Genomic DNA, 23,844 nt, shown 5'->3' on the forward strand with positions numbered 1-23,844 from the left:
CGGGCAACCCGATTCGGCCCGGGATCTACTTACGAGTGCCGCCGGCACCCAGAACAGGCGGGACCAAAAAGTGTTCGCCGTCGCTGGACGGTGCCATCCGAACAGCAACATCGGTGCCCAGACTGGGCTGAACTTGGTCGTCGCGCCAGCGGTTTTCGACGTCCAATGCCGTCGTCATCGGCTGCACATCATCGGTGTCCAGTTCTGACAATTGCTGAACGAACCCCAGAATCGACTCCAATTGGGGTGCGATTCCGTGGACCTCTTCGTCACTCAGCTGCAAACGCGCCAGCTTGGCCAACTGGCGGACGTCGTCTTCGGACAACGCCATGGCTACTTGGCGCCACTGACGTCAAACGGCTTGGTCTTGACCGTCTTGCGGACCGATCCGCTGCGCAGGCACTGGGTGCAAACACGCATGGACTTGTTCGCGCCGCTGGGCAGCGTCACGTGGACTTTTTGCAGGTTGGGAACGAATTTGCGTCGCGTCTTGCCGGTGATTTTCGTACCGACACCACCCAAGTACTTCGCCTTACCACGCGTTTCGATGCGGTTGCCCATTTGGACACCTTTACCGCAGATTTCACACTTCCGGGCCATGTTTTCTTCTTCTCTGGCGCTGGGATGATTGATATTTGGTCTGGATCAAACGCGGGATCATAGCCGGTTGTCCGATCGGGGAAAAGCAGGAAAACCGGGTGAACCGGGCCCGCCGGGGTGAACCGGGCCCACGACGTGCCAAATTCGCCGGGCCACGCGGTCCGATCGGCAAATCAGTACCCGCTGGAACGGGATCCACCGATCGCCGGACCGGTCGGCCGGCCCCGTCTTCCATCCCCCCCTCTATCGGCGTCAGTCCGATCCGCCGGTCGCGATTGAAAAGTCGTTCGACTTGAAAAAATCCATTGGGAAAGTGGCGATTGGCCAAAGTGTCGCCGTCAAAGTGCCGATCTTTCCCCAAGACCGCCCAGGCCGCAATGTCGTCGACGCGCGACCAATGCGTCCCGGGTGTTCGTCCCCCACACAGATTTTCCCACCCCGGACCGCCACGTTCAGGCAGACGAACCCGATGATTGCATTTTCAACCGGCCAGATCCGACGCTCCGCGCCGGTCGCCGCGCTGTTGTTCGCCGCCGTTTTGACGACCGGATGCAGTTCTTTGTCGATTCCGGCGTTCAAACCGCCGGCCCCCGATGTGCCGTATCAGCCGATCGGTGAAGGGGTCTCGCTTGCCGGCACGGCGACCCAGGACATGTACCAGCGGGTTCGCCAGGCCAAACGTGAAAACGCCATCGTCCTGGAAGTCGTCGGCGACGAACAGCCGACCCGCGTCTTGCCGCTGCCGCCGGGACAACAAAGCGTTTTCGTCAGCACCCTGCTGCAACAAACCGGTGTGCTGGCCAAAATCGGTGCCGTCGACGCGACGCTGTATCGATACACCAGCGATTCGGTGTCGGGCATTCCCATGGCAGTGAAAATGTCCGAGGACGGCGATCAAGTCCGCCCGGAAAGCGATTACGCCCTGCGTGCGGGTGACCGGCTGCAGGTCAGCGAGCGGAAATTCGACAGCCTGAACAGCCTGATGGAAATGGTCGGCTTGCTGTAAGCCGATTTCCATGGAAGCTAATTTCTGCGGGCTTGCGGGCGGTCAGTTCGACCCTAATTTCCGACACCGCCCCATCATCGCCGCCACCGCACAATCCGCGTTTTGTTTCTGGACGCCCCCGCAGGGACGGAGATAAACTGTAGGGCCGCGATGACGGTCCACCGTGGGGGAAGGGACACCCTGCGACCGATCGAACTCGCACGCGACGTGGCCGATAGCGGCGAACAGCGGTTGCCCCGATTTCAAATGCCTTGATTCGGGCATCCGACGCGCGATCCAAGTCTGAATCGTGCCCGTAGTGACCGTGCCGTCGGGGCCGGCGATCCGCCAGAACCTGTCGGCCGCCCGCCAAGAACGGATCGTCCACGCTCGGGTCGGCCAAGATCGCGCCGGCCTGAACGAATGCAACCACGTCGGATCCACTCCCGCCCGCGTCGACCGGAACAGTCCGCGTGAGAACGTCCCTTCACCCCTTCGCCGCCCGCCGCCCGATCGCTGGTTTCACTTTGGTGGAACTGTTGGTGGTGATCGCCGTGATCGGTGTGATGGTCGCGTTACTGTTGCCCGCCGTCCAAGCGGCCCGGGAAGCCGCCCGCCAGACATCCTGCAAAAACAATCTGAAACAGATCGGTCTGGCCATTCACAACTATCACGCGACTTACCAAAAGTTGCCGTGGGGTGCCAAAGGCGGCTGGGGCCCCAGCTGGACGACCGACATCTTGCCCAATATCGGCGAAGCGTCGTTGGCGTCGATCGTCCCTTATGGCGAACCGGGCTACGCGACCGGCAACGACCAAGACAGCAAACACTTTCGGTTGTTGGCCACCAGCGCGTTGCCGACGTTTCGTTGTCCGTCCCAGTTCGGTCCCACCGTGTTCAACGAATCCATGGGACGCATCACCGGTCGCGCGCTGAACAGCTATCTGGGCAATGCCGGCAGCGATGTGATTCACAACAACTACTCCATCACCGGACGGCTGGGGATGGAATCGGGCAACGGCCTGTTTCAAGCCTGTGATTTTTGTCACCGCAGCAGCGGATCGAATTTCTGTGACAATCGACCGGAGATGCCGCCGCTATCATTCGCTTCGGTCACCGACGGCCTAAGCAACACGGTGATGGTCGCCGAAACTCGGTTCATCGATTTTGCCCAGTGCGGCGTGTGTGATCACTTCATGCTGTATCACACCGATTTCGATGACTTGAACGGACGCGATTTTTCCGAAGCCCTGGCGTCGCTGTATTTTGGCATCAACTTGGAACGTGTGCCCAACGATCATCTGCAGATGAGCATCGGCAGCTATCACCCCGGTGGCGTTCACGTCGCGATGGCCGACGGTTCGGTTCGCTACATCACCGAACAACTGGACGAAGCGATCCGCTTGGCGATTGGTTCACGCAACGGTCGCGAGGTCGTTGAAATGTCCAGCTTCTAAGCCGCCCAACGAATTGGCGACCTGCCGGAGTTCGTTCGACTGCGAGACGGTTGATCGCTGAGACTTTGATGACTAAGACGCGATCTTTGGGACACGTTCATCACGGTCGCGTTGCTTGATCGGCGATGCGTGAACGGCGCTTTTTGCAACCTATCAAAAAGGCCCGCCGACACATTTGCATCGGCGGGCCCAGGCGAGATTCGGTTGATCTGAAATCCGATGGCATTTGCCTGCCATCGGATTCACTGGTCCAGATCAGGCGCTTTTGGTGGTCGGCATTTGGAACAACTTGCGTGACCCGCTGACCACGGTTTCGTCGATCGTGTAAACGCTGCCGTCTTCTTGTTCGGGCAGGTCGTACATGATGTCCAGCATCACTTGTTCCAAGATGCCGCGAAGCCCACGAGCTCCGACTCCCTTGTCCAGGGCTTGGCGTGCCACATAGTGCAACGCTTCGTCGGTGAAATTCAGTTCGCAGTTTTCCATCTCGAACAGTGCTTTGTACTGTTTGATGATCGAGTTTTTGGGCTCTTTCATCACTCGTACCAAACCTTCTTCGTCCAGCGGTTGCAGATAGCTGACCACCGGCAAACGTCCGACCAATTCGGGAATCAAACCGAACTGCAGGATGTCTTCGGTTTCGACTTGGGCCAACAGTTCCGCGGTGGACTGTTCGTTTCGGACGCTGGATCCACCGCCAAAGCCCAGGGTACGATGCCCCAAGCGTTTGCGGATGATTTCTTCGATCCCGACGAACGTCCCGCCACAGATGAACAGGATGTTGCTGGTATCCATTTGGATGTATTGCTGTTCGGGATGCTTTCGCCCGCCTTGCGGCGGAACGTTGGCAACGGTTCCCTCCAGCATCTTCAGCAAGCTTTGCTGAACGCCTTCGCCGGACACGTCACGGGTGATCGAAACATTGCCGTTGGTGCGTCCGATCTTGTCGACTTCGTCGATGTACAAGATGCCGCGTTGGGCGGCCTCGACATCGAAGTCGGCCGCATGCAACAACTTCAGCAACAAGTTTTCGACGTCTTCACCGACGTACCCCGCTTCGGTCAACGTCGTGGCGTCGCCGATCGCAAAAGGAACGTTCAACATCCGCGCCAGCGAACGGGCCAACAGCGTTTTGCCGCTGCCGGTCGGGCCGGCCAACAGGATGTTGCTCTTTTCAATTTCGACTTCGCTGTCACCATCCCACTCGGTGCTTAACCGCTTGTAGTGGTTGTGGACGGCGACGGCCAAAACACGCTTGGCGGCCGTTTGGCCGATCACGTATTGATCCAAGTGCTCGGTGATTTCACGCGGCGACGGGATCTCACTGAACAGTGCTTTGCTGGGCCCACGTCGTCGTTCTTCTTGATCCAAGATCGACTGGCACAGCTCGATGCACTCGCTGCAGATGTAAACGTCGCCTGGTCCTTCGACCAACGGCCCGACGTCGCGATAGCTCTTTCGACAGAACGAACAGAACGCGTTCTTTTTGCTGGCCGAACTTCCGCGGCGTGAGCTGGAATTATCCTTCGAGGGCATACACGACTCCTAGGCTGTGCCACGCCAATGTCGCCACGGCCGACCGAGACCGCCGTTCGCCGCCGACGTTTTCAAGAAACGATTCGGCGGCGGACGGCGAGGGAAGGATCAGCCACGCGGGTTTGTAACGTGGGTCATCAACGACCCGCGGCAAACTTTGGTGGTGGATTGGGTTTTAAATATCGGGTCGGCCTACGCGCTTTGCTGGGTTGCCAGGGCAAACAAAAGGGAAGGTTCGCCCGGGCCACGTTCGGCCGTTTGTCTTTCACCGGCGTCAATTCCAAGGAATCAATCATCCGCCTGACCTGCATCGGTCGGTCGGCGTCACGGTGGCCACGTCAAAGTGGTGGTTCTGGCGGTCCGTTCGGATTCCGGTGCACAAGGCACCAAAAAGCCGGGTCGATCCGATTTCACTGATTCGATGACGTGGGCGACGTGTCGCCGGATGGGTCGTCACTGTCGGACGACGCGGATGGTTGGCTCCCGGAAACTTGACCTTGGGTGATGGATTCTATCTTTCGGAATTCCTGGTCGCTGATGTCACCCTTGCGATGCATTTCTCGCAAGTTAGCAAGCACGTCGACTTCGGTTTCCTGGTCGTTGGCGGCGTAGTCGCGAAAGATTGACACCAGATAAAATCCGGCAGCAATCAAGACGACCAAGATCAATAAGGATCCGACAGACTGCATCGTCGATGTGCTAAACAAATCTGTCACAATCCCACCGATCCGGTCGGGACGTCACACCGTTGCATTCGTCAACAATGCGTCGTCGCTTGGTCGTCGTCGCAATTCAATCTTGCCCGTCGATCCCCGCGTCGTCCTCCGCCCAAAAAGATGATAGGAGTGTCCCGTAAACGTGGTCCAGGAAAGGGGACGCGATTTCGCAAGAATTTCGTGTTTCACGTAGTTTACGACGTTTCACAGCCCACAGCCAACGTCAATCGGGCGTGATTCCGACGCCGCCTGCAAAAGACCTCGGCGATTTCCCGTTCAGCCGTTTTCACGCATGAACCGAATCGCCGAATCGTAGGGACACCGCAGCGGATCATCGGCCGCCGACATCTGGAAAATCACCGGCGCGTCGATTCCGGTCCCGGACAAGTTGTCCAGCATGATCGCGGGATCAAATCGCAACCCCGCCGATTCACTGGCCGTGACGTGATGCATCCCCATCACCAAACCCGCCAAGCAATCGCCGTGACGGGCCAGCCGATCCGCCACCGGAATTTCACCGGTCTGCAGCATCACGTCGACGTCCGCCCACAGTTTCAATAATCCCGGCCGGCGGACCCATTGCCGCAGCCGATCAAAATGAATCGTCGTCGCCACCACCCCGCCCCGCTCGGGCCGCAGCGCCAACGTGATTCCCGTTTGATCGGCCAGCGCCGATAACACGTCGATCCGCTGGGCCAATCGATCCAAGACCGCTTCGTCATGACGTTCGGTTGCCCCGCCCGTGCTGCCACAGGAAAACGTCACCGTCGTCGCCCCGATGCTGGCGGCGGCCATGATCCAACGACTTGCCAGTTCCAACGATCGATCAGCGACGCACGAGTCTTCACTGGCCAGCGACGGCCAACCGGGACGATGCGGATCGTCAATGAAGCGGCCTTCCAAACACAGCCAAACCTGCAACCCCAGTTCACCGGCCAAAAGATTCAACGGGGTTGCGTCAGCCACGGCGCCGTCGTCGGCCAACCGCAATCCGTTGCGACGCGGGATCAATGCCACGACGCGGTACCCCATCTGGGCAAGCCATCGCAGCGCCGTTGCGTCGTCGTGCCACGGCATGGCGGCGGCATGGAATCCGACGTTCACGTTCTGGCCGCTCCCCCAACCATTTGCAGGGACCCGGCAATCCGCTGGACGCAAATTGGCGATCGCATCAGGTCACCCGAAAGTATCGTGACAGCCCCAGCGCCGGCATGACGCCCGCAAAGATCAACAAACCCCAAAACGGCCCGGCTCCCAAAAAGGCGATCGCCGCCGCCAACGGGATGATCGTCAACACACCGCTGCGGACGGCCGACTGGATCGAATCAGGCGTTCCCAACCGCGCCGCGCGAAAACCTCGAACCACCACCGGAAACACAACCATCGCCACCAACAACAAGAACGGACCGCCCGGTGACAATTGCCAGGCAACCGCATTGATCCCCAGCCGCGGTGCGACACCGACCATCGCACCGCCCAGCGCGACCACGATCGTCCCGGTCCACAGATTGGGCTGGAATCCATCGATCGTCTTCTCCGCTTCGCGGCGTCCGATCGTGGTCACGCCCATCACAAACATGCCCATCCCGGCCGCCATGCCCAGCAACCACGTGGGGAATTCCGCCGGTGACGCGAAATGGGGTGCGGCGCCCAACAGGAAACTCAGCACACGACACATTCCCATCGCCAACGGCCCAACGGGCGTCGCCTTCAACGGCCCGTCGTACAACAGAACCGACACGGCCAAGGCGGCCGCCACCATTGCCGGCGTCCAATTGGCCGCCGGGGCCGAATCGTCCGCCACCAACTGACCGGCCACCGCCGCGACAATCACGCCACCGACCAACATGGCAATGCCAACCGCACGTGCGACCGACACGCTGATCGCCCCCGATGCCAACGGACGCTGTGGCCGTTGTTGACGATCCTTCTGGACGTCAAAAACGTCGTTCAAAATCATCCCGGCCCAGTACAACAGCACCCCGGCAATCAACACCGCAACGAAACGCGGTACCGGTTCGGCACCACCGGCGACGATCAAATAACCGGCCGCCACGTCGGCCAAGACGGTGAACACATTGGGCAGACGCACCAACTGCCCCCATGCCAACCACGAGGGCCGGGGATCAGAGTTCTGTGGGCGATTGTCCCCGTCAGCTTGGCTGGCGGATTCGGTGCGGGAGGCCATATCAGAAAATCATTCAACGGTCGGAATCACAAACCGACCAGTGTAGACACCCGGCGGAATGACCGACACAGGATGCGTCCACACCGCGACGATCCCGATCGACGCCGCCGCCGGCAACCGTTGCGATTATTCCTGGCGGGTGTAGACCGCCGGATAGACAAACGACGGTTCCCACGGCGGCAGCAAGTACGTCCACTGTTCCGATACGGGTTCACCCGCGCTGATCAACTGGACTTCCAATTCCACCGGACCATCGCCTTCGGGAATCACCTCGGCCCGCAAGATCCAATCGCCCTGTTCGGTCCGCTTCAGCGTCGGGTTCTGCATCACACCACGCACCGCCGATGTTTGGGCTTGCGGTGGCGAATCGGAGGGAAGCCCACGAATCGACGGACCGGTAAACCGGACTTCGATCCCGATCACCGCATCGGCCACTTTCGCGTCAGTCGCCCGCGTGTCGGCCGCATCTTGCCCAGACGAATCCGCCTGTTTCGGCGGGACCGATCGATCCGGTCGTGTCACGTCCAGATTGGTGGCCCGGGCCAAGGCGTTGTGCTGCGGCGGATCGCCGGCAAAGAAATGAATGTCGTATTCCAAAGCCACCGGCCTGCCCACCTCCGGCGTTTCCTTTGGTAACCAATAGGCCCCCAAGTTATCGACGCCTTCATGCGCGCCGGGCAATTCCAACAGTTCGATCGAACCATCGGTCCAAGGCTTTTTGGGAACCACCCACAAACTGGGACGCATGTCGTATCGCGCGTTGTGGTCGTCGTAATGAAAGAACGCACGGTTCCGTTGAATCAACCCAAAGCCCAACAACTGTTCGACCTCGGTCGACGTCACCGATGGGTAATCTTGTCGTGCGAACGGACGCCATTGCCACTGAAGATCAGCGGTTCGGATCAACAGCCCGTCGCTGTCGTGCACACCGGGCCTCGCGTCCTTGGGTGGTCCCTTCAATCCGTCACCCCACATCCACATGCTGGTCAGTGGCGCGTAGGCGACCTTGTCGGGCACGCGACGGAAATACAGTTCGGCCTCCACTGACACCCGCGTGTCGGCTTCGCCGGGAAACAAGCGAAACCGATACGCGCCGCTGACACTGGGGCTGTCCAAGTGCGCCAGAATCGTCAACGAATCATCCTCGGCCGCGGGCAGCGTGATCCAAAACGCGCGAAAGTCAGGAAACTCCTCCACCTTCTGCATCGCAATGTCGATCGCAATACCGCGGGCCGACGCCCCATAAACACAGTCACCACTGCGTCCGCGAAAATAGCTGGACCCCAGAAAGCTCAAGACTTCTTCGGCACGGTCGGTCCCGGGAAACCGCCCGATCAATTTCACTCCGGCATGTCCGGCGGCCGGGATCGTGGATTCATCCAACGGCGGCTGGTATTCAAAGTCCTGCTTGCTGAACTTGATGCGTTGGCAAATCGGTTGGTCCCCGGCACTGGGGATCAGCGTGAACAGCTCGACGCGGTCAACTTGGACAAAACCGCGATGAAACGTTTCGAACCAAAACGGAAGACCTTGATTCCACCAGGTGGCACGACGATGACGAAACCCGACTTTGATGTAATCGTCATAGCTCCACGAGTCCAACGGCTGGGGCAACGGGTCGGTCGGCACACAGTCGTATAACGACGCGGACTGTGCCAGCGATTTCAAATCATCAAAATCACGAACCTTGATGTATTGGTCCAGATAGGTCGTCCCGCCATCGGCGGTCGGTGCAAATCGGCTGACCACGGCGTCGTCGGCAGCGGTCGTGGCCCGGACCAACAACAGCACCCACGCCACACAAACCAACCACCGCACCGGAGCATGAAAGAAACGCATCAACGAAGCACCGAACGAGGAGCAAAAGCATCAGAAAAGCCGATGCATTTTGCCCACGCTGCCAGATCTGGCAATCCGTCTACCGTGCCCCGTGCGCCCGACTAAGCCGCCGCTGCACGGAAACCGGCCAGCGAAAGTGCACGTCGTGCGGCCGGGTGCTGCATGAAGGGCGTCCATACCTGGTCGCCGAACCGATTGGACGCCATCAACAGGGTGATTCCGGTGTCGATACCGATCACATCGGGGTTCACCCAACCGTTGGACGGGTTGAATGCGTTGACGAATCCATACCGACCATAGACGGCATCGCCAAAGGCCTGGCGCTGGTATTGCAACGTGTGCATTGCCGACTGTGGCACAATCGCCAACGCTCCACCGGCGGCACTGGGAACGATCGTCCCATCAATGCCACGATCTGGTCGCGCCGGCCCGTCGTGATAGGGGCCGCCCCAGTCGCGATACCCGTGGGCGCTGTCGCTACTGGTGATCCCCCACAGGTCTTCGCCGTAGTGGCCCATGCGGTGCGGATCCGCGTTCGCCAAATCTTTCATGAATTGCTGATGGGCGCGATGGGCCACCTGGGCGTTTTGCCAAAAACTGCGGCCTCCGGACGACACCAGACGGCGAAAATCAAAGAACGCCGTCGGATACTGGTGAACAAACAACGGCGGGTACGACATGAACGGTTGCCCCTGGTGGTGCAGCACCGGCCCACGCTGCCAAGCTTCCCAACACCGCGCCGGGATCGGCGACTGCGGTGCACCGATCGCCAGCAGCACCAAGATCGTCAGCTCGCTGAATGTGTCCCACTGAGCCGGCAAAATCCCGATCTCCGGCGTGTAACCCATGTGCAGACAATCGTTGTCGCCCAGCAACCATCGCCAATCGACCCGCTGATAGATCTCGTCCGCCGCATCGGAAATCACGCGATCGTTCGCGTAGATCATCTGAGCGTGCATCGCACCGGCGATCAGCAATGCGGTGTCGATGGACGAAGCTTCACTGCGCAGCGCTCGACGCCCCGTGCGTCGGTCGACAAAGTGATACAGAAAGCCACGTTCATGTTGGACGCGATCCCGAAGCGACACCATCAACTTGGCAACGCGGTCTCGCGCCACACCGGGACTGACCCAACCGTTCTGGCCCGCCAAGGCGTGGGCGGACAATCCGAAACCGCATGCCGCCATGCTGGCGTGATCACTGAAACCGCTGCCGTCGGCGCGTCCGCGGTCGGCAATCAGCCCCGTATCCGGATCGGCGGCGTCGACGAAGTACTGGTAACAGCGTTGACGCAAATCGTCCAAGAACACTGTCTGTTGTTCGGTCATTCCGCCGTCCCGCATATCGCTACCCTGGCCCGGCCACCGACCATCGGACCGACGCACTGGCAGATCATCGTTCACCGATGACTCGATCGCGGCAATCCAAGCGGGCGTTCCGACACCGATCAGCGTCGAACCGGCGGCCGCGCCGGACAAAAGAAAGCGTCGTCGAAACATTTCCGGCACCATCGAAGGCGGGGGCTACCGGGGCGCAAGGGGATGCACCGGAGGCGGGGGGTGGGGATCAACACAGGCGGGAATTGTCCGCGCCAGCCCTGTGTAACAACCGCCTAACGGAGGCCAAGGCAACACAACACGGGCGACAACGGGACACGACCGCACGATAGTGGCTTCGCACGGAATTCACAAGTTGAATCTTGCGACCTGTCGTTTACGTCTTTTCGGTCTTCGAGACCGCTGCGTTTTCTGAAATTCGCCCTCCACCGAGCGTCGCAATCACGGCACCAGGAATCTCCGCTGCGGGCCCATCACCGCGACAAGACCCGATTTTTGGGCATGGGTTTTGCGACCGTCAGAACCGACAGTTTTGATGCCGTTTACTTCACAAATTCACGTTTGTCGCACGGTGGAACCATCGATCGTTGGAATGCCCGAACGCCCTTGCGTTTGCCCTTAAACACAATGGCGCCAGATCCGGCTTTTCCGACGGCGGACAACCGCCAAAAGATAGGTTGAGGTGACCGGCCCGAACGCCGATTTTTTGAAAGGAACATAACGTCGCACCGGAGTCACGGGTTTCACACGATTCCCAGGCTTCCATCGCGACGCGACCGTTTCCCTTTCAGACGTGACGCGAACCGAACGACCGGAAACCGCAACTTTTCTCTCCCTCTTTTCTGTTTTGTTTCAGTCGAGAAAGCCATGAATTTGACGACCGAACCGACTGGCGCCCTGACCATTGCCCCCCCGGCCGCCGATGCCCGGACAAGCGATTCGCCGGTATCCGCGATCGATCGCGCCCTGATCGCCGCCGCGAATTACTTGCGCCACTGCGGCATCCATCACCCTGATGTTTTGCGTGATGAATGCCACCGCTTGGTCGAAACCGCCCGCCAACGCTTGAGCGCCGGCGGCGACGCGGGATCAATCGACGAAGAACGACTGCCCGGCCTGACGCTGGACCTGGCTTTCGAAGCCGTCGCCACCAAACACCATCAAACGTCTACTCCGACGCAACAAGTTGTCATTCCCACGATCCAGCCCCGCGCGCTGGTCACCAACACGACGCCCGGTCTGATCGGACCGCTGCGGATCGATTGGTGGGTGGCGCGTCTGCAATCGACCACGCTGGGACGCTGGATTCTGTCGACCGGTTCCGTTCGCGTTCCTTCGAACCACTGGAGTCACGATGACGCGCGACACAGCAAGTGAAGCCGCCGGCACCCGCGCGGCGCGTTGGCTGATCGGCGCCGCCACGTTTGTGCTGTCGGTCCTGGGCATTGCCGCCTATGTCCGCAGCGTCGCGTCGGGCGGACCGGACCGTGGATTTGATGGGGGCGAACTCGGTTTTTGGGATGCGGCATCGGCGGCCCTGTTCGCCGTTCTGTGGACCTGGATCGCGTTTTCATTTTGTGTCGCGACCTTTGGGTTTTGTCGCCGCATCTTTTCCGCTTCGCGCCCGACGTGGTCCCGCGACGGATCACCGGAAACGTCGCTGAAGACCGCGGTGCTGGTCCCGGTGTACAACGAATCGCCCGACGACGTGTTCGCGCGGATCGAAGCGATGATGCGCGGAATCGCCCGCGAATCAGCCCAGAATCCCGGTATCGAATTTGACTTTTTCGTGCTCAGCGACAGCACCAACGTCGACACTTGGTTGGCCGAAGAACAGACGTGGGCAAACCTGCGAGACCGTTTGCCGGCCGATGTGTCCCAGGTGTGCCGTGTGTTCTATCGACACCGCAATGAAAACAAGGGTCGCAAAGCGGGCAACATTGCCGACTTTTGCCACCGTTGGTCGCAGCCCTATCCTTTCATGATCGTGCTGGACGCCGATAGTTTGATGGCCCCATCGACGATGTTCGAAATGACACGGCGAATGGACGGCGATCCGGAACTCGGCATCTTACAAGTTCCACCCGCACCGATCGGACGCGCGTCCCTGTTCGCACGTCTTCAGCAGTTTGCCGCGCAGGCGTACGGCCCGGTCTTTGTCGAAGGCTTCGACGCCTGGGCAGGCGATCAAGGCAATTACTGGGGACACAACGCGATCATTCGCGTCGAAGCGTTCTGTCAGTGCTGTGATTTGCCCGTGCTGCCCGGGCAAGCGCCGCTGGGCGGTGAAATCCTGTCGCACGATTTTGTCGAAGCCGCATTGATGGTTCGCCGGGGCTGGAAAGTTCGCTTGGCCACCGATCTGGCCGGCAGCTACGAAGAATGCCCGACGACGCTGACCGATTACGCCCAGCGCGACCAGCGTTGGTGCCAAGGTAATTTGCAACACAGCCGATTGGTGGTCAGCGAAGGCTTTCACCCGGTCAGCCGGCTGCACTTCGCCAGCGGCGTGATGTCCTATGTGGCATCGCCGCTTTGGATCCTGTTCACCGTGACATGCTTGGCCGGATGGGCGTTCGATCAGCCGGCCGCTTCGGCGGATTGGTTCGACCGATTTGGACGCTTCGCGTTGTTCGGCGCCGCGATGGTCATGCTGTTGATTCCCAAAGCCTATGGCGTGACGGAAATCTGGCTGTCGGGACGTTCCGCGCAATTTGGCGGTGCAATTCGAGTGGCGCTGTCCGCGGTTTTGGAAACCGTCATGTCGGTGCTGCTGTCGCCCATCATGGCGGTGCTGCACAGCCGATTCGTCGTCTCCACACTTCGCGGCCGCAAGGTCCACTGGGGCGCCCAACAGCGTGACGAACACGGCGTGACGTTAGGACAAGCGGCCGGCGATTTCGGCGGCATGACGGCGATCGGCATCCTGGCCACCGCCGTGGTCGCCTACGCCGCCCCGCCTCTGTTGCCTTGGTTCGTTCCGATCTTGGCCGGTTGGTTGTTGGCGATCCCGCTGGCGATGATGTTGGGCAGTCGAGGCCTTGGCGTTGCGATGCAGCGTTTGGGACTGTTGATCATCCCAGAGGAAACCGATTCGCCACGGCTGTACGACGATTTCAAAGTCGCGTTGGATCAAAACGTTTCACCGAAACAGGACACTGCACCGGAGCGTGCGTTGCACCGACTGTTGCGTGATCCCGCGTTTCTGCTGACCCACCAACAAGTCGTCTCGGCCAGCGAAAGTGCGGTCACGTTGTCCGACGAAGACCGACATGAAGTGCTGCGGCACTACGACATCGGCGTCGACGAAATCCCGGCACCACTGCAGCGGCGCATGCTGTGCGACGTCGGGCTGCTGCGGCAAATGCACGTCGGCAGCCTGTCACGCCTCAGCGCCTAATCCCCCAACCCGCCGTCCGTCAGGCCTCGGGACCCCATCCCGCAATCCGCCATCCGCCCTCGGACCACCTCATCCCCGTGAGCCGCCGGCCGTCAGGCCTCGGGCCCTGCCATCCCCCAATCCGCCATCCCCCAATCCGCCATCCCCCAATCCGCCGTCCGCCCTCGGACCACCGCACCCCCGTGAGCCGCCGGCCGTCAGGCCTCGGGACCCCATCCCACAACCCCCCGGCCTTCCTCGGGCCAACCCATCAACGCGCCAAAAACAACCGCTTGGTCAACAACCGCGGCGCCCGGATCAACAACTCGAACCGGTCGTCTTCATCCACTCCGCCGTTGCCCGGCGTGCTGTCGATGTCCACCTGATCCGCCGCCACCACCTCGATCGGCATCGTTTTAACGCCGCGTTCATCGACCACCGCAACGAACGTCAGTGTCGCCGATTGGCCCGCCGCCAGCGAACCCAGATTCCACGTCCCGCTGGCGGTGTCATAGGCCCCACGTCCCGCCTGGACACTGACCAATGACATGCCATCGGGCAACATCGTTTCCAACACCAGCCCGGTCGCCCCGTCGGGTCCGTCGTTGGTCGCGGTGAATTCGATCGTCACACGGTCGCCTTCCAGTGGTTCATCGTTGTCGATCGTGCCGGTCACCGACACGTCGATCAGCACCGGCGTGACGGCCGCCTCGTCCAAATCGTCCTCGCCGACCACCCCGTTGCCCGGCGTGCTGTCGGGATCGAACTGGCGAACCGAACTGACCTCCGCCGTCACGGACTGAACGTCCCGACCGTCGATAGTGGTCAGCAATCGCAACGTCGCGGCGGACCCGTTGGCAAGTGAATCGACCGACCACTGACCGGTCGCCGGGTCGTAGGTGCCGACCGACGGTTGAGCTTCGGCAAACACCAATCCGGCGGGCAACACGGTCGAAACCACGACGTCCGTTGCCGCATCGGGGCCCGCATTGTCCAGGGTGACCGTAAAGATCACGGGATCGCCTTGGTTGGCCGAGGTCCGATCGGCGGCCACCGCGACGGAAAGATCGGCCACCTGCGTTTCCAAGTCGACGCGTGCGAAATCGTCTTCCGCCTCCTCGTCGTTGTCGGGCGTGCTGTCGGCATCAGGCTGATCCGCCGCGACGACTTCGGCCACGTTCGACGCCGCGGCGACGTCCCCGACGAGTGCTTCGATCGCCAACGTGACTTCGCCACCGGAATCAAGCGAATCGATCGTCCACAGACCCGACAGCGGGCTGTAATTGCCGACACTTGCCAAGGCGTTTTCAAAAGTCAACGAATCGGGCAACACATCGCGGACCTGAACCCCCGTGGCCCGGGACGGTCCGTCGTTACTCAATCGCAACGTGAACGTCACACGCTGGCCTCGTGTGGGCCGCGCGTCGTCGACGTCTTTGGACAGGGCCAAATCGACCAATTGAGGCGACAATGAAACGGTGGCGTAGTCGTCTTCGTCATCCAATCCGTTGTCCGGTGTGCTGTCGGGATCAAACTCGCTGGACTGAATGATCTCCGCCGCATTGATCTTTTCGCCGACCGAATCCGCCGTGACGCGAATCTGTAGTGTCGCCGTCTGCGAAGCAGCCAATGCGGGTATCGACCACTGGCCGTTGGACGCGTTGTACGAACCGGAACTCGCCGTTGCACCGGAGAAACCCAGGCCACTGGGCAAGACATCCCGGACGACGATCGATTCGGCCGCATCAGGTCCGTCGTTCCGAATTTCCAGGGTAAAGACGGCTTCTTCGCCGACCCCCGGCGTCGCGTTGTCGACGGTCTTGGTCAGCGACAGATCGGCCTCTTGAGTCACCAGAGTCACGTCCGCCTGATCATCTTCGCCGTCGACGTCGTTGTCCGGCGTGCTGTCACGATCCAGTTGGTCCGCCGCGATCACTTCCGCCTGGTTGATCAGCGTTCCCGGTGAATCCACCAAGACCTCCAGTTGCAACGTCGCCGATCCGCCGACGTCGACCTGCGGCACCGACCACACGCCGCTTGCCGCGTTAAACGATCCCTGCGATTCATTCACGCTGACCAAGGTCACCCCGTCGGGCAGTCGGTCACGAATCTGGACACCGGTGGCGGGATCGTCGCCGTCATTGCGAACCGTCACGGTGTAGGTGACCGTGCCGCCGACCGATGGTGCCGCGTCACTGACCGTCTTTTCCAACGACAGATCGATCGCCATCGGCGTGATCGTGGCTTGATCAAAATCGTCTTCGTCGGGATTGCGGTTGCCCGGCGTCGAATCACTGTCCGCTTGGCCCGCCGCGGTGATCTCCGCCGTATTGGTTTTCGCCGCCAAAGGATCCGCCGCATCGGCACTGACGCGACCGCGCAGACCCAGCGTTGCGGTGGATCCGACCGCTAAGTTGCCGATCGTCCAAATGCCGGTCGTGGCGTTGTAGCTGCCCTGGCTCAGACTGTTGCTGATGTATTCGATCCCCTCGGGCAGCAAATCCGTGACCTCCACGCCGACCGCCGGATCGGGCCCGCCGTTGGTCACCGTCAGATCGAAGATGACCACGTCGCCGACATTCGGTCGGTCGTTGTCGACACCCTTGACCAGACTCAAATCTGACACCGGCGTCCGTACGGTCACCGCATCCTGATCGTCTTCAGCTGCAACGTTGTTGTCCGGAGTGCTGTCGACATCGGGCTGGTCCGCCGCGATGACCTCCGCAACATTTTCGATCTCCAAGATCTGATCGACCCGGACGACCACGTCGATCGTCGCGGTACCGCCGACCGCCAAATCGCCCACGGTCCAAATACTGGTCGACGTGTTCAAACTGCCCTGCGACGGCGACGTGCCGCGGGGCGTCAAACCGGCCGGCAAGATGTCGCGAACTTGGACGCCCGTCGCCGGTGATACGCCGTCGTTGCGAACCGTGATCGTGAACGTGATTTCGTCACCGACATTCGGCGCGGCGTTGTCGACGGTCTTGGTCAACGACAAATCGATTTGCTGGCCACGAACGCCAACCGTCGCCAGATCGTCTTCGGACACACTGCCGTTCCCAGGCGTTGAATCAGGGTCGCGTTGGTCGGCCGCGGTGATCTCCGCCGTGTTGGTCAAAGCGTCGGTTGATGTCACGGTCGCGATCAGATTCAGCGTGCCGGTCGCGCCACTGGCGATCTGGCCCGCGGTCCACAAGCCCGTGGCCGCGTTGTAAGTCCCCTGCCCCGGCGTCGCGCTGACAAAGTTCAATCCCGCCGGCAGCAAGTCGCGCACGACCACCCCCGTCGCCGTGTCGGGTCCCGCGTTGGACACCGTCACCGTGAAGCTGACGTTTTCGCCGACGTTGGGGGTGGCATTGTCGACCGTCTTGGTCAGCGACAAGTCCGCGCTGGCCGGGGTGATCGAAACGCTGGCAATGTCGTCTTCCCCCTCGCCACCTTCGCCCGGCGTGCTGTCGATGTCGAACTGGTCCGCCGCGATGACTTCCGCTTGGTTGCTGATCGTCGTGGTTCCCGTCACCGTGGCGTCGATGGCCAGCGAGACCGTCTGGCCACTGGTGACCCCGCCGACATTCCACTGGCCGGTCCCAACGTCATAGATCCCGGCACCCGGCGTCGCACCGACAAAGGTCAGCCCGGCGGGTAAGACGTCGCGAACCACCACACCACTGGCCGCGTCCGGTCCCGCGTTGCTGACCGAAACGGTGAATCGCACGGTATCGCCGACGTTGGGCCGATCCTGGTCGACAGTCTTATCCAACGACAGATCGATCGTCGGTGGCACCAGATTGACCGATGCCTGGTCGTCTTCAGCCGGTGCGTTGTTTCCCGGTGTACTGTCGGGATCAAATTGGTCCGCCGCACTGATCTGTGCCGTGTTCGTTTTGGTTCCAGGCGATTGCACCTGAGCCACGATCGCGAGCGTCGCACTGGCCCCGCCGCCGATCGTGCCGACGTCCCACACGCCGGTCGCCGCGTTGTACCCACCTTGCGACGGCGACGACGACACGAACGACACACCCGCGGGCAACAAGTCGGTCACCTGGACACCGGACGCCGCACTGGGGCCACCGTTTTGCACCGTGATCGTGAACGTCGCATTTTGGCCGACGTTGGCCGCCACGTTGTCGATCGTCTTGGTCAACGACAGGTCCGCGCTGGCCGGCGTGACGACGACGCTGGACTGGTCGTCTTCGGCTGGGACGTTGTTGTTCGGTGTGCTGTCGACGTCCGTCTGATCGGCCGCAATGACCTCCGCCACGTTGGTCGCGACCGCCACGGAATCGACACGAGCCACCAGTTGCAACGTCTGGCTGGTGCCCGCCGCCACAGTGCCGGCGATCCACTGGCCCGTGGTCGTGTTGTAGCTGCCGATCGACGGTGCCGACGAAACGAACGTCAGCCCCGCGGGAATCGCGTCACGAACGATCACGCCGGTCGCCGCGGATGGACCGGCGTTACCGAGTGTGATCGTAAAGGTCACGTTGTCACCCCGATTGGGCGCCGCATTGTCGACCGTTTTAATCAGCGACAGGTCGATCTGCTGTGGATCCAATGTGACGGTGGCCAAGTCGTCTTCGCCGGTCGCGCCGTTGCCCGGCGTGCTGTCTGCATCGGGCTGGTCGGCCGCCAGAACTTCGGCGACGTTCTGAATCGATCCCGTCGACGTGACGCCGGCGATGATACTGAGTGTTGCACCGGAGCCGGCATTCACACTGCCGACAGTCCACACGCCTGTCCCGGATTCGTAGCTGCCCTGGCTGGGCGTCGCGGAAACGAAGTTCAATCCGGCCGGAAGTACGTCGCGGACGGTGACCCCCGTCGCGGCATCCGGTCCGGCGTTGGACAGCGTCACCGTGAACGTCACGTTTTCGCCAACATCGGGCGACAGATCGCTAGCCGTCTTGGCGATCGACAAATCGATTTGCGGTGACAAGATCGACACCGTCGCCCGGTCGTCTTCGCCGGCCGCACCGTTGCCCGGAGTGCTGTCGATGTCCGTTTGGTCGGCCGCGATCACTTCGGCGATGTTGGTTTTGGTCCCCGGGGTGTCCATCCTTGCGGTGATGGACAACGTGTGGCTGGCCGACACCGCAACGTCGCCGACTTCCCAACGTCCGGTCGTTGCGTTGTAGGTGCCTTGGCTTGTCGTTTGAGACACCAACGTCATGCCGGCGGGCAACACGTCTTGGACGACGACGCCCGTGGCGGCCACCGGGCCCGCGTTGTTGACGGTGATGGTAAAGGTGGTGCTTTCGCCGACGGCGACCTCGCCACTGGCCGACGTCTTGGACAACGACAGATCAATGGTCGGCGTGAAGTTATCGAAATCCGCCGTGAACGCGGTCTGTCCGACCGTTCCGACCAATTCGGCGGTCCCGTTGACGTTGGCCGATCCGGTGATTTCCAGTTCGATCGCGCCGACGTTGTTGATGTCCACGCCGCCGCCTGCCGCCGCCACGAAACTGGAAAACGGCAAGAATTCTGCCGACGATACGCCGCCGCCGGTTTGCGGGATGTTCAGTGTCGCGCTGCTGAATCGCTGGGCCGTCGCCCCATTGCCGTCATCACTGTAGATCCGCACGACCGCTTGGCCGCCCGGCAAATCGGCGCCGATCTGCAGTTGCAGCCCGATCGCATCGGCGGCGTCGGTCAAATCCACCGTCCCCAGCCCGGTGTCGTCAACCGTCGTCGCATCCCCGTCGGGTCCGTCCCAGGTGACACGCCGCTCGCCATCACCGGTGGCCAAGGAATCAAACGTCAACAGATTCGGCAACAGCGGGTTGTCGACCTCCAATTGGACCGCGCCGTTGACGCTGGTCTTGTTGACGTACAGATCACGTTCGCCGCCGATCGCCTCGGGCGCGGCGACCGAACTGGTCACCGGCACGCCATCGTTGGTGGTGTCGACGACTTGTTGTTGCGTCTGATCAAAATCGTCGACGACTTGGACGATGCGGCCTTCGACGTCGGTCCCGCTGATCGTGATCATCGGCGACACGTTCCGCAGCAACGTTCGGCCGTCGACCGTCTGGGCATCTTGTAGCACGAAGTAATTGCCGGCGGTCAATCGGTTCAGCGTGTACCGGCCGTCGGTGCCGGTCGTCGCCGTGGTCACCAGCGTGTCGGTGCCGGAATCGAACGATCCGTTGCCGTTGTCGCGGTACAGAGCGACCTGAGCCCCAGATACCTGCTCACCGGCCGTGAATCCGTCGCCGGTGACATCTTTGAAAACCAGCCCACCGATCATCGCCAAGTCGGTGGCCGCCAGCAAACGCCGGGATTCCAGCGGTTCGGCGATCAGACGTCGCAGCACGCGGGCGTTGTACGGACGTGGTCGGCGCGACGATCGGCGTCGCGGTTTCGGCATCTTCATCGCTGGTCCCCCTGGCAATCCCTCGTCTCCAGCGGGCCGACCGGCCGGCCCCCCGTGAGTCCGAAAACCCCGCCAAGCCGCCGGTCCACCACGGACCATCACAAGCTGGCGAATCTAGAGAAGCCGAAATTGTGGACCACGCAACCTACGCAAAACAACCGGACTAGGAAAACCAGGCCGCCCACTGCCCACTGCCCACTGCCCACTGCCCACTGCCCACTGCCCACTGCCCACTGCCCACGCCTCGGATGCCTCCCGGTGGGATGATAATGAACCTCGAGACTTCCCCTCCTGCCGTCCGGGAGAATCGGATTCGAGGGGAACGAGAATCCGGGGAGGGTGTGAAGATAGACGCAACCCTCCCCTCGCTAAGGCTCGACCCTCCCGGCGGGAGGGTTAAAAAAACCAGCCACCTGCTACCTGCTTACCTGCTACCTGCCTACTCCCAACCTCCCTTTCAACTCCCGCTCCCAGGGGCTGATCGGAAGTCTCAAATATTCCGCCGCACGCCGCAACAATTCGGCTTGGCTGGACAGACGATCCCGGTCGTTGTCCAGCCACCAAGCGACCGCTTGCAGCACCAGTTGACGGTCCTGGGGGATGATCTGCGCCAAGTCCAAGCGGTCGCCTTGTTGCTGCACCAACCGGCAAACGGCTTTCAGTGACCGCGGGTCCACCACCAACTGTTGGCGCAGCGCCGCCTGTTGCCGGTCACGATCGCCCATTTGATCCGCCAGCAATGCCAGCCGCCGCATCGAATCAGCACGGCGGTTCCGCAACTGGAACAATTGGTCCCACACCCGCGACGAATCCCAGTCGGCCGAGGGTGCGAAATCCAACGCCAGCATCGACCACCGTGGTTGATCCGACAGCGGGCTGGAACGCACCGCCGATCGCAACGCATCGGTGGCGATCCTCAAGTGTTCGGCCGATCGCCGGCTGGCCGGCTGTAACTTCGTCGCCCGCCTGGGATCTTGAAGACCATCATCGGTCGGCGAATACGCTTGCCGGCGAAGGCGTTCCGGCCGCGTGTCGGCGTACACCGTCGCGGCCGGCTGTCGTGTCTGGATCACCCGTGCGGTCGTTTCGGCAATGCGAAACAACTGCAGTTGGACTTGTACGTATTCCATCCACAAACGTTCGTCATCCGGGCTCTGGTCCAAACGTTGCTTCAGCCGGTCGGCCAATTCCGACCAACGCTCGGGCTCCGCTGCATCACCGCGCAACCGATCGCCGGCCTGCACCAACGCTTCGGCTCTGGCATCGTCAAGCGTCACCCGGTTGGCCCAAAACAAACCAGGGATCATCAGCCCCGCGGCGATCAACTTGACGCTTCGTCGGCTGGCCGGACGCCCCTGTGATTCCCAAGCCACGCCGCGTGCCGCCGCCGTCGATGAAAGGATCACCGCCCCGGCGGCGACCGATGACATCATCAACGCAAAATCGAACGTCTGGGACACACCGATCGCCGCCAAGGCATAGGCCCCCGCGATCCCCAGTGCATGGTCGGTCCACGGCCGCCGCGACGAAACCAACCGCGACAGCGTCATCACCGCCATCGCCGCCGCGAAAACGGCCAACAAGGCGACGACCAAGCCCCCTTCGACCCACCACTGCAACCACTGATTGTCCGCGTCCAACGCCCAGTTTCCGCTGCCGCGTTGCTGGAACGGCAAATAACCGTAACGGTACGCCCCCATCCCGCATCCCGATGGCAGGTAGGCCAAGCTTGCCCGCCACGCATCGGACCAGTGATCCCAGCGGCCTTCCTGAGAAAAATCGGTCCGCCCGCTTTCGGCCAATCGTTCGATCGACTCGGTCCGCACGTCGAACGATTCGCCGACCGCAAACGCGGCCACCAACAACAACCCGCCGCCGGCGATCAACCGCGCCAGCGACCGTGTCGGGACGACCACCAAGACGACCGCCGAAGCCCCCGCCGCCATCCCCAACAACGCCCCGCGTGACCCGCACCAAACCACACCCGCGGCCGCCACGACCAAGACGACCAGACCGCCGATCCAGACGGCCGTTTGCCAAGACGGCGAAAGCCCACCGATACGATTGGCGCCGGACACCCCGAGTCGGGACTCGGGTTCTTCCGACGGCCCCACCGCGGGCCGGAACACCGACGCCCGACGCGCGGGCTTCGCCCGACCGCGACCGGTTCGCGACGCCAACACCAGTCCCAACGCCGCCGCGACGCCCAAGTTCATCAGCGCGCCCGCGTGATTCCGATTGACGAAGCATCCAAACGGATTGCCCACCCGTTCGGCCCCCCCAAAAACCACTTTCGGCTGCTCGGCCTGTTGATAGAACCCGATCCCGGCGTGCACCGCACCGGCCAGTGCCAGCCCCACTGTCAGAAAAACGGCCAAGGTCGCATGCCGAGCCACCACCCAGGTCGCCCATGCCAACCCGGCCAAAATCATCGCCCGCGCCGCGTATACCTCGCTGCGGTGCGGCGAAACACTGATCGCCGCCCGCGCCCCCGAAGTCTCTTCACCTGCCAACCCGTCACCCGCCACCCCGTCACCCGCCACCCCGTCACCCGCCACCCCGTCACCTGCCACCTCTTCACCTGCCACCTCTTCACCTGCCACCTCTTCACCTGCCACCCCGTCACCCACCAACCCGTCACCTAACTCCCCTTCATTCCCCCACTGCAAATGCGCCTCCGCGGCGCCGGGCGACAAAACGGAAACGACGGCCGGTGGCAAAGTCAGTGACTGGAACGCGGCCCATGCCACCAGCGACAACAGAAACAACAGCGGCCAGACCGCCAGCGTCCCTTGGATCCAGCGTTGACGTCGCCCGGCCGATCCGGTGTCCGATGCCGCCCCGGCGAACCGTCGGTCGGTGCCCATCGCCATCGTCCCCGATCGGCCCAACGTCGCGGCGACGACCGCCAGCAACACCACTCCCGACAATGCCCACCAGGTCCAAGCGAACACGCCGCCGAAGTCCCACGCGACGACCGTCGGCAACGCCGCCAACACGACCGCCAAGAACACGTGCACCAAATACCGAGCGAATGCCAAAACCGCGTCCTGCACCAAACCACCGAAACCCCAACACCCCAATCCTAGCCCAGCCCCAACACCTCAGCCATCAGCCATCAGCCGTTAGCCGTTAGCCGTTAGCCGTTAGCCGTTAGCCGTTAGCCACTAGCCACTAGCCACTAGCCACTAGCCACTAGCCACCACCCACCACCCACTACCCACTACCCACTACCCACTACCCACTACCCACTACCCCCCCCCCCCACCCACTACCCACTACCCACCCCCCCCCCCCCCCCCCCCCTACCCACACCCACTACCCACTACCCACTACCCACTACCCACTACCCACTACCCACTACCCACTACCCACTACCCACTACCCACTACCCACTACCCACTACCCACTACCCACTACCCACTACC

Annotated in this window: 14 protein-coding genes; 4 read left to right on the forward strand and 10 right to left on the reverse strand. The window is 61.8% G+C overall.

The features are described from left to right. Positions 1 to 25 precede the first annotated feature (25 nt). Positions 26 to 331: an Asp-tRNA(Asn)/Glu-tRNA(Gln) amidotransferase subunit GatC gene (gene gatC, locus Mal65_RS24365; RefSeq protein WP_145303830.1), complete on the reverse strand. Its 306-nt coding sequence runs from the start codon at positions 329 to 331 to the stop codon at positions 26 to 28. Between the two features lie 2 nt (positions 332 to 333). Then, positions 334 to 600, reverse strand: a complete 267-nt coding sequence (gene rpmB / locus Mal65_RS24370) for a 50S ribosomal protein L28 (RefSeq protein ID WP_145303833.1) — start codon at positions 598 to 600, stop codon at positions 334 to 336. 469 nt (positions 601 to 1,069) lie between these two features. On the opposite strand from rpmB, the gene Mal65_RS24375 reads away from it, so the two are divergent. Both Mal65_RS24375 and Mal65_RS24380 read left to right on the forward strand, forming a co-directional pair. Continuing rightward, positions 1,070 to 1,606 (forward strand): hypothetical protein, encoded by a 537-nt coding sequence (locus Mal65_RS24375; RefSeq protein ID WP_145303835.1) that lies wholly within the window; start codon positions 1,070 to 1,072, stop codon positions 1,604 to 1,606. A gap of 452 nt (positions 1,607 to 2,058) precedes the next feature. Further along, complete coding sequence (locus tag Mal65_RS24380; RefSeq protein WP_196784417.1) at positions 2,059 to 3,042, forward strand: DUF1559 domain-containing protein; 984 nt, start codon at positions 2,059 to 2,061, stop codon at positions 3,040 to 3,042. Between the two features lie 255 nt (positions 3,043 to 3,297). On the opposite strand, the gene clpX is transcribed toward Mal65_RS24380, so the two are convergent. From clpX to Mal65_RS24410, 6 genes are all read right to left on the reverse strand, one after another. Further along, complete coding sequence (gene clpX / locus Mal65_RS24385; RefSeq protein ID WP_145303838.1) at positions 3,298 to 4,578, reverse strand: ATP-dependent Clp protease ATP-binding subunit ClpX; 1,281 nt, start codon at positions 4,576 to 4,578, stop codon at positions 3,298 to 3,300. Positions 4,579 to 4,988: 410 nt separating this feature from the next. Continuing rightward, the gene (locus Mal65_RS24390; RefSeq protein WP_145303841.1) at positions 4,989 to 5,294 is read right to left on the reverse strand and encodes an SHOCT domain-containing protein; all 306 of its coding nucleotides are present in this window, start codon (positions 5,292 to 5,294) and stop codon (positions 4,989 to 4,991) included. 276 nt (positions 5,295 to 5,570) lie between these two features. Continuing rightward, a complete protein-coding gene (locus Mal65_RS24395; protein ID WP_145303843.1) occupies positions 5,571 to 6,398 on the reverse strand; it encodes a sugar phosphate isomerase/epimerase family protein in 828 nt (275 codons plus the stop codon). A gap of 67 nt (positions 6,399 to 6,465) precedes the next feature. Further along, positions 6,466 to 7,482 carry a UbiA family prenyltransferase gene (locus Mal65_RS24400; protein WP_145303846.1) on the reverse strand — a complete coding sequence of 339 codons (1,017 nt, stop codon included), beginning with the start codon at positions 7,480 to 7,482 and terminating at the stop codon, positions 6,466 to 6,468. 126 nt (positions 7,483 to 7,608) lie between these two features. After that, on the reverse strand, positions 7,609 to 9,321 hold the full coding sequence (locus Mal65_RS24405) for a glucan biosynthesis protein (protein ID WP_145303849.1): 1,713 nt from the start codon (positions 9,319 to 9,321) through the stop codon (positions 7,609 to 7,611). Between the two features lie 101 nt (positions 9,322 to 9,422). Then, a complete protein-coding gene (locus Mal65_RS24410) occupies positions 9,423 to 10,820 on the reverse strand; it encodes a glucoamylase family protein (RefSeq protein ID WP_196784418.1) in 1,398 nt (465 codons plus the stop codon). 705 nt (positions 10,821 to 11,525) lie between these two features. Here Mal65_RS24410 and Mal65_RS24415 point away from each other — a divergent pair. After that, positions 11,526 to 12,035, forward strand: coding sequence for a hypothetical protein (locus tag Mal65_RS24415; RefSeq protein WP_145303853.1), 510 nt, complete (start codon positions 11,526 to 11,528; stop codon positions 12,033 to 12,035). Further along, positions 12,013 to 14,058 carry a glucans biosynthesis glucosyltransferase MdoH gene (gene mdoH, locus Mal65_RS24420; protein WP_145303855.1) on the forward strand — a complete coding sequence of 682 codons (2,046 nt, stop codon included), beginning with the start codon at positions 12,013 to 12,015 and terminating at the stop codon, positions 14,056 to 14,058. Before Mal65_RS24415 ends, mdoH begins: the two co-directional genes overlap by 23 nt. A 250-nt stretch (positions 14,059 to 14,308) precedes the next feature. Here mdoH and Mal65_RS24425 read toward each other — a convergent pair whose 3' ends face one another. Together Mal65_RS24425 and Mal65_RS24435 are read right to left on the reverse strand one after the other, a co-directional pair. Next, the gene (locus Mal65_RS24425; RefSeq protein ID WP_165701505.1) at positions 14,309 to 20,416 is read right to left on the reverse strand and encodes a DUF11 domain-containing protein; all 6,108 of its coding nucleotides are present in this window, start codon (positions 20,414 to 20,416) and stop codon (positions 14,309 to 14,311) included. 431 nt (positions 20,417 to 20,847) lie between these two features. Further along, complete coding sequence (locus Mal65_RS24435; RefSeq protein WP_145303863.1) at positions 20,848 to 23,472, reverse strand: O-antigen ligase family protein; 2,625 nt, start codon at positions 23,470 to 23,472, stop codon at positions 20,848 to 20,850. Positions 23,473 to 23,844: the final 372 nt, after the last annotated feature.

This window comes from Crateriforma conspicua (genome assembly GCF_007752935.1).
Taxonomy (GTDB): domain Bacteria; phylum Planctomycetota; class Planctomycetia; order Pirellulales; family Pirellulaceae; genus Crateriforma; species Crateriforma conspicua.

Bases quoted from the DNA above. Each gene is read 5' to 3' on its own strand.
- gatC (WP_145303830.1), bottom strand. From the start codon at position 331: ATGGCGTTGTCCGAAGACGACGTCCGCCAGTTGGCCAAGCTGGCGCGT.
- rpmB (WP_145303833.1), bottom strand. From the start codon at position 600: ATGGCCCGGAAGTGTGAAATCTGCGGTAAAGGTGTCCAAATGGGCAAC.
- Mal65_RS24375 (WP_145303835.1), top strand. From the start codon at position 1,070: ATGATTGCATTTTCAACCGGCCAGATCCGACGCTCCGCGCCGGTCGCC.
- clpX (WP_145303838.1), bottom strand. From the start codon at position 4,578: ATGCCCTCGAAGGATAATTCCAGCTCACGCCGCGGAAGTTCGGCCAGC.
- Mal65_RS24400 (WP_145303846.1), bottom strand. From the start codon at position 7,482: ATGGCCTCCCGCACCGAATCCGCCAGCCAAGCTGACGGGGACAATCGC.
- Mal65_RS24405 (WP_145303849.1), bottom strand. From the start codon at position 9,321: ATGCGTTTCTTTCATGCTCCGGTGCGGTGGTTGGTTTGTGTGGCGTGG.
- Mal65_RS24410 (WP_196784418.1), bottom strand. From the start codon at position 10,820: ATGTTTCGACGACGCTTTCTTTTGTCCGGCGCGGCCGCCGGTTCGACG.
- Mal65_RS24415 (WP_145303853.1), top strand. From the start codon at position 11,526: ATGAATTTGACGACCGAACCGACTGGCGCCCTGACCATTGCCCCCCCG.
- mdoH (WP_145303855.1), top strand. From the start codon at position 12,013: ATGACGCGCGACACAGCAAGTGAAGCCGCCGGCACCCGCGCGGCGCGT.
- Mal65_RS24425 (WP_165701505.1), bottom strand. From the start codon at position 20,416: ATGAAGATGCCGAAACCGCGACGCCGATCGTCGCGCCGACCACGTCCG.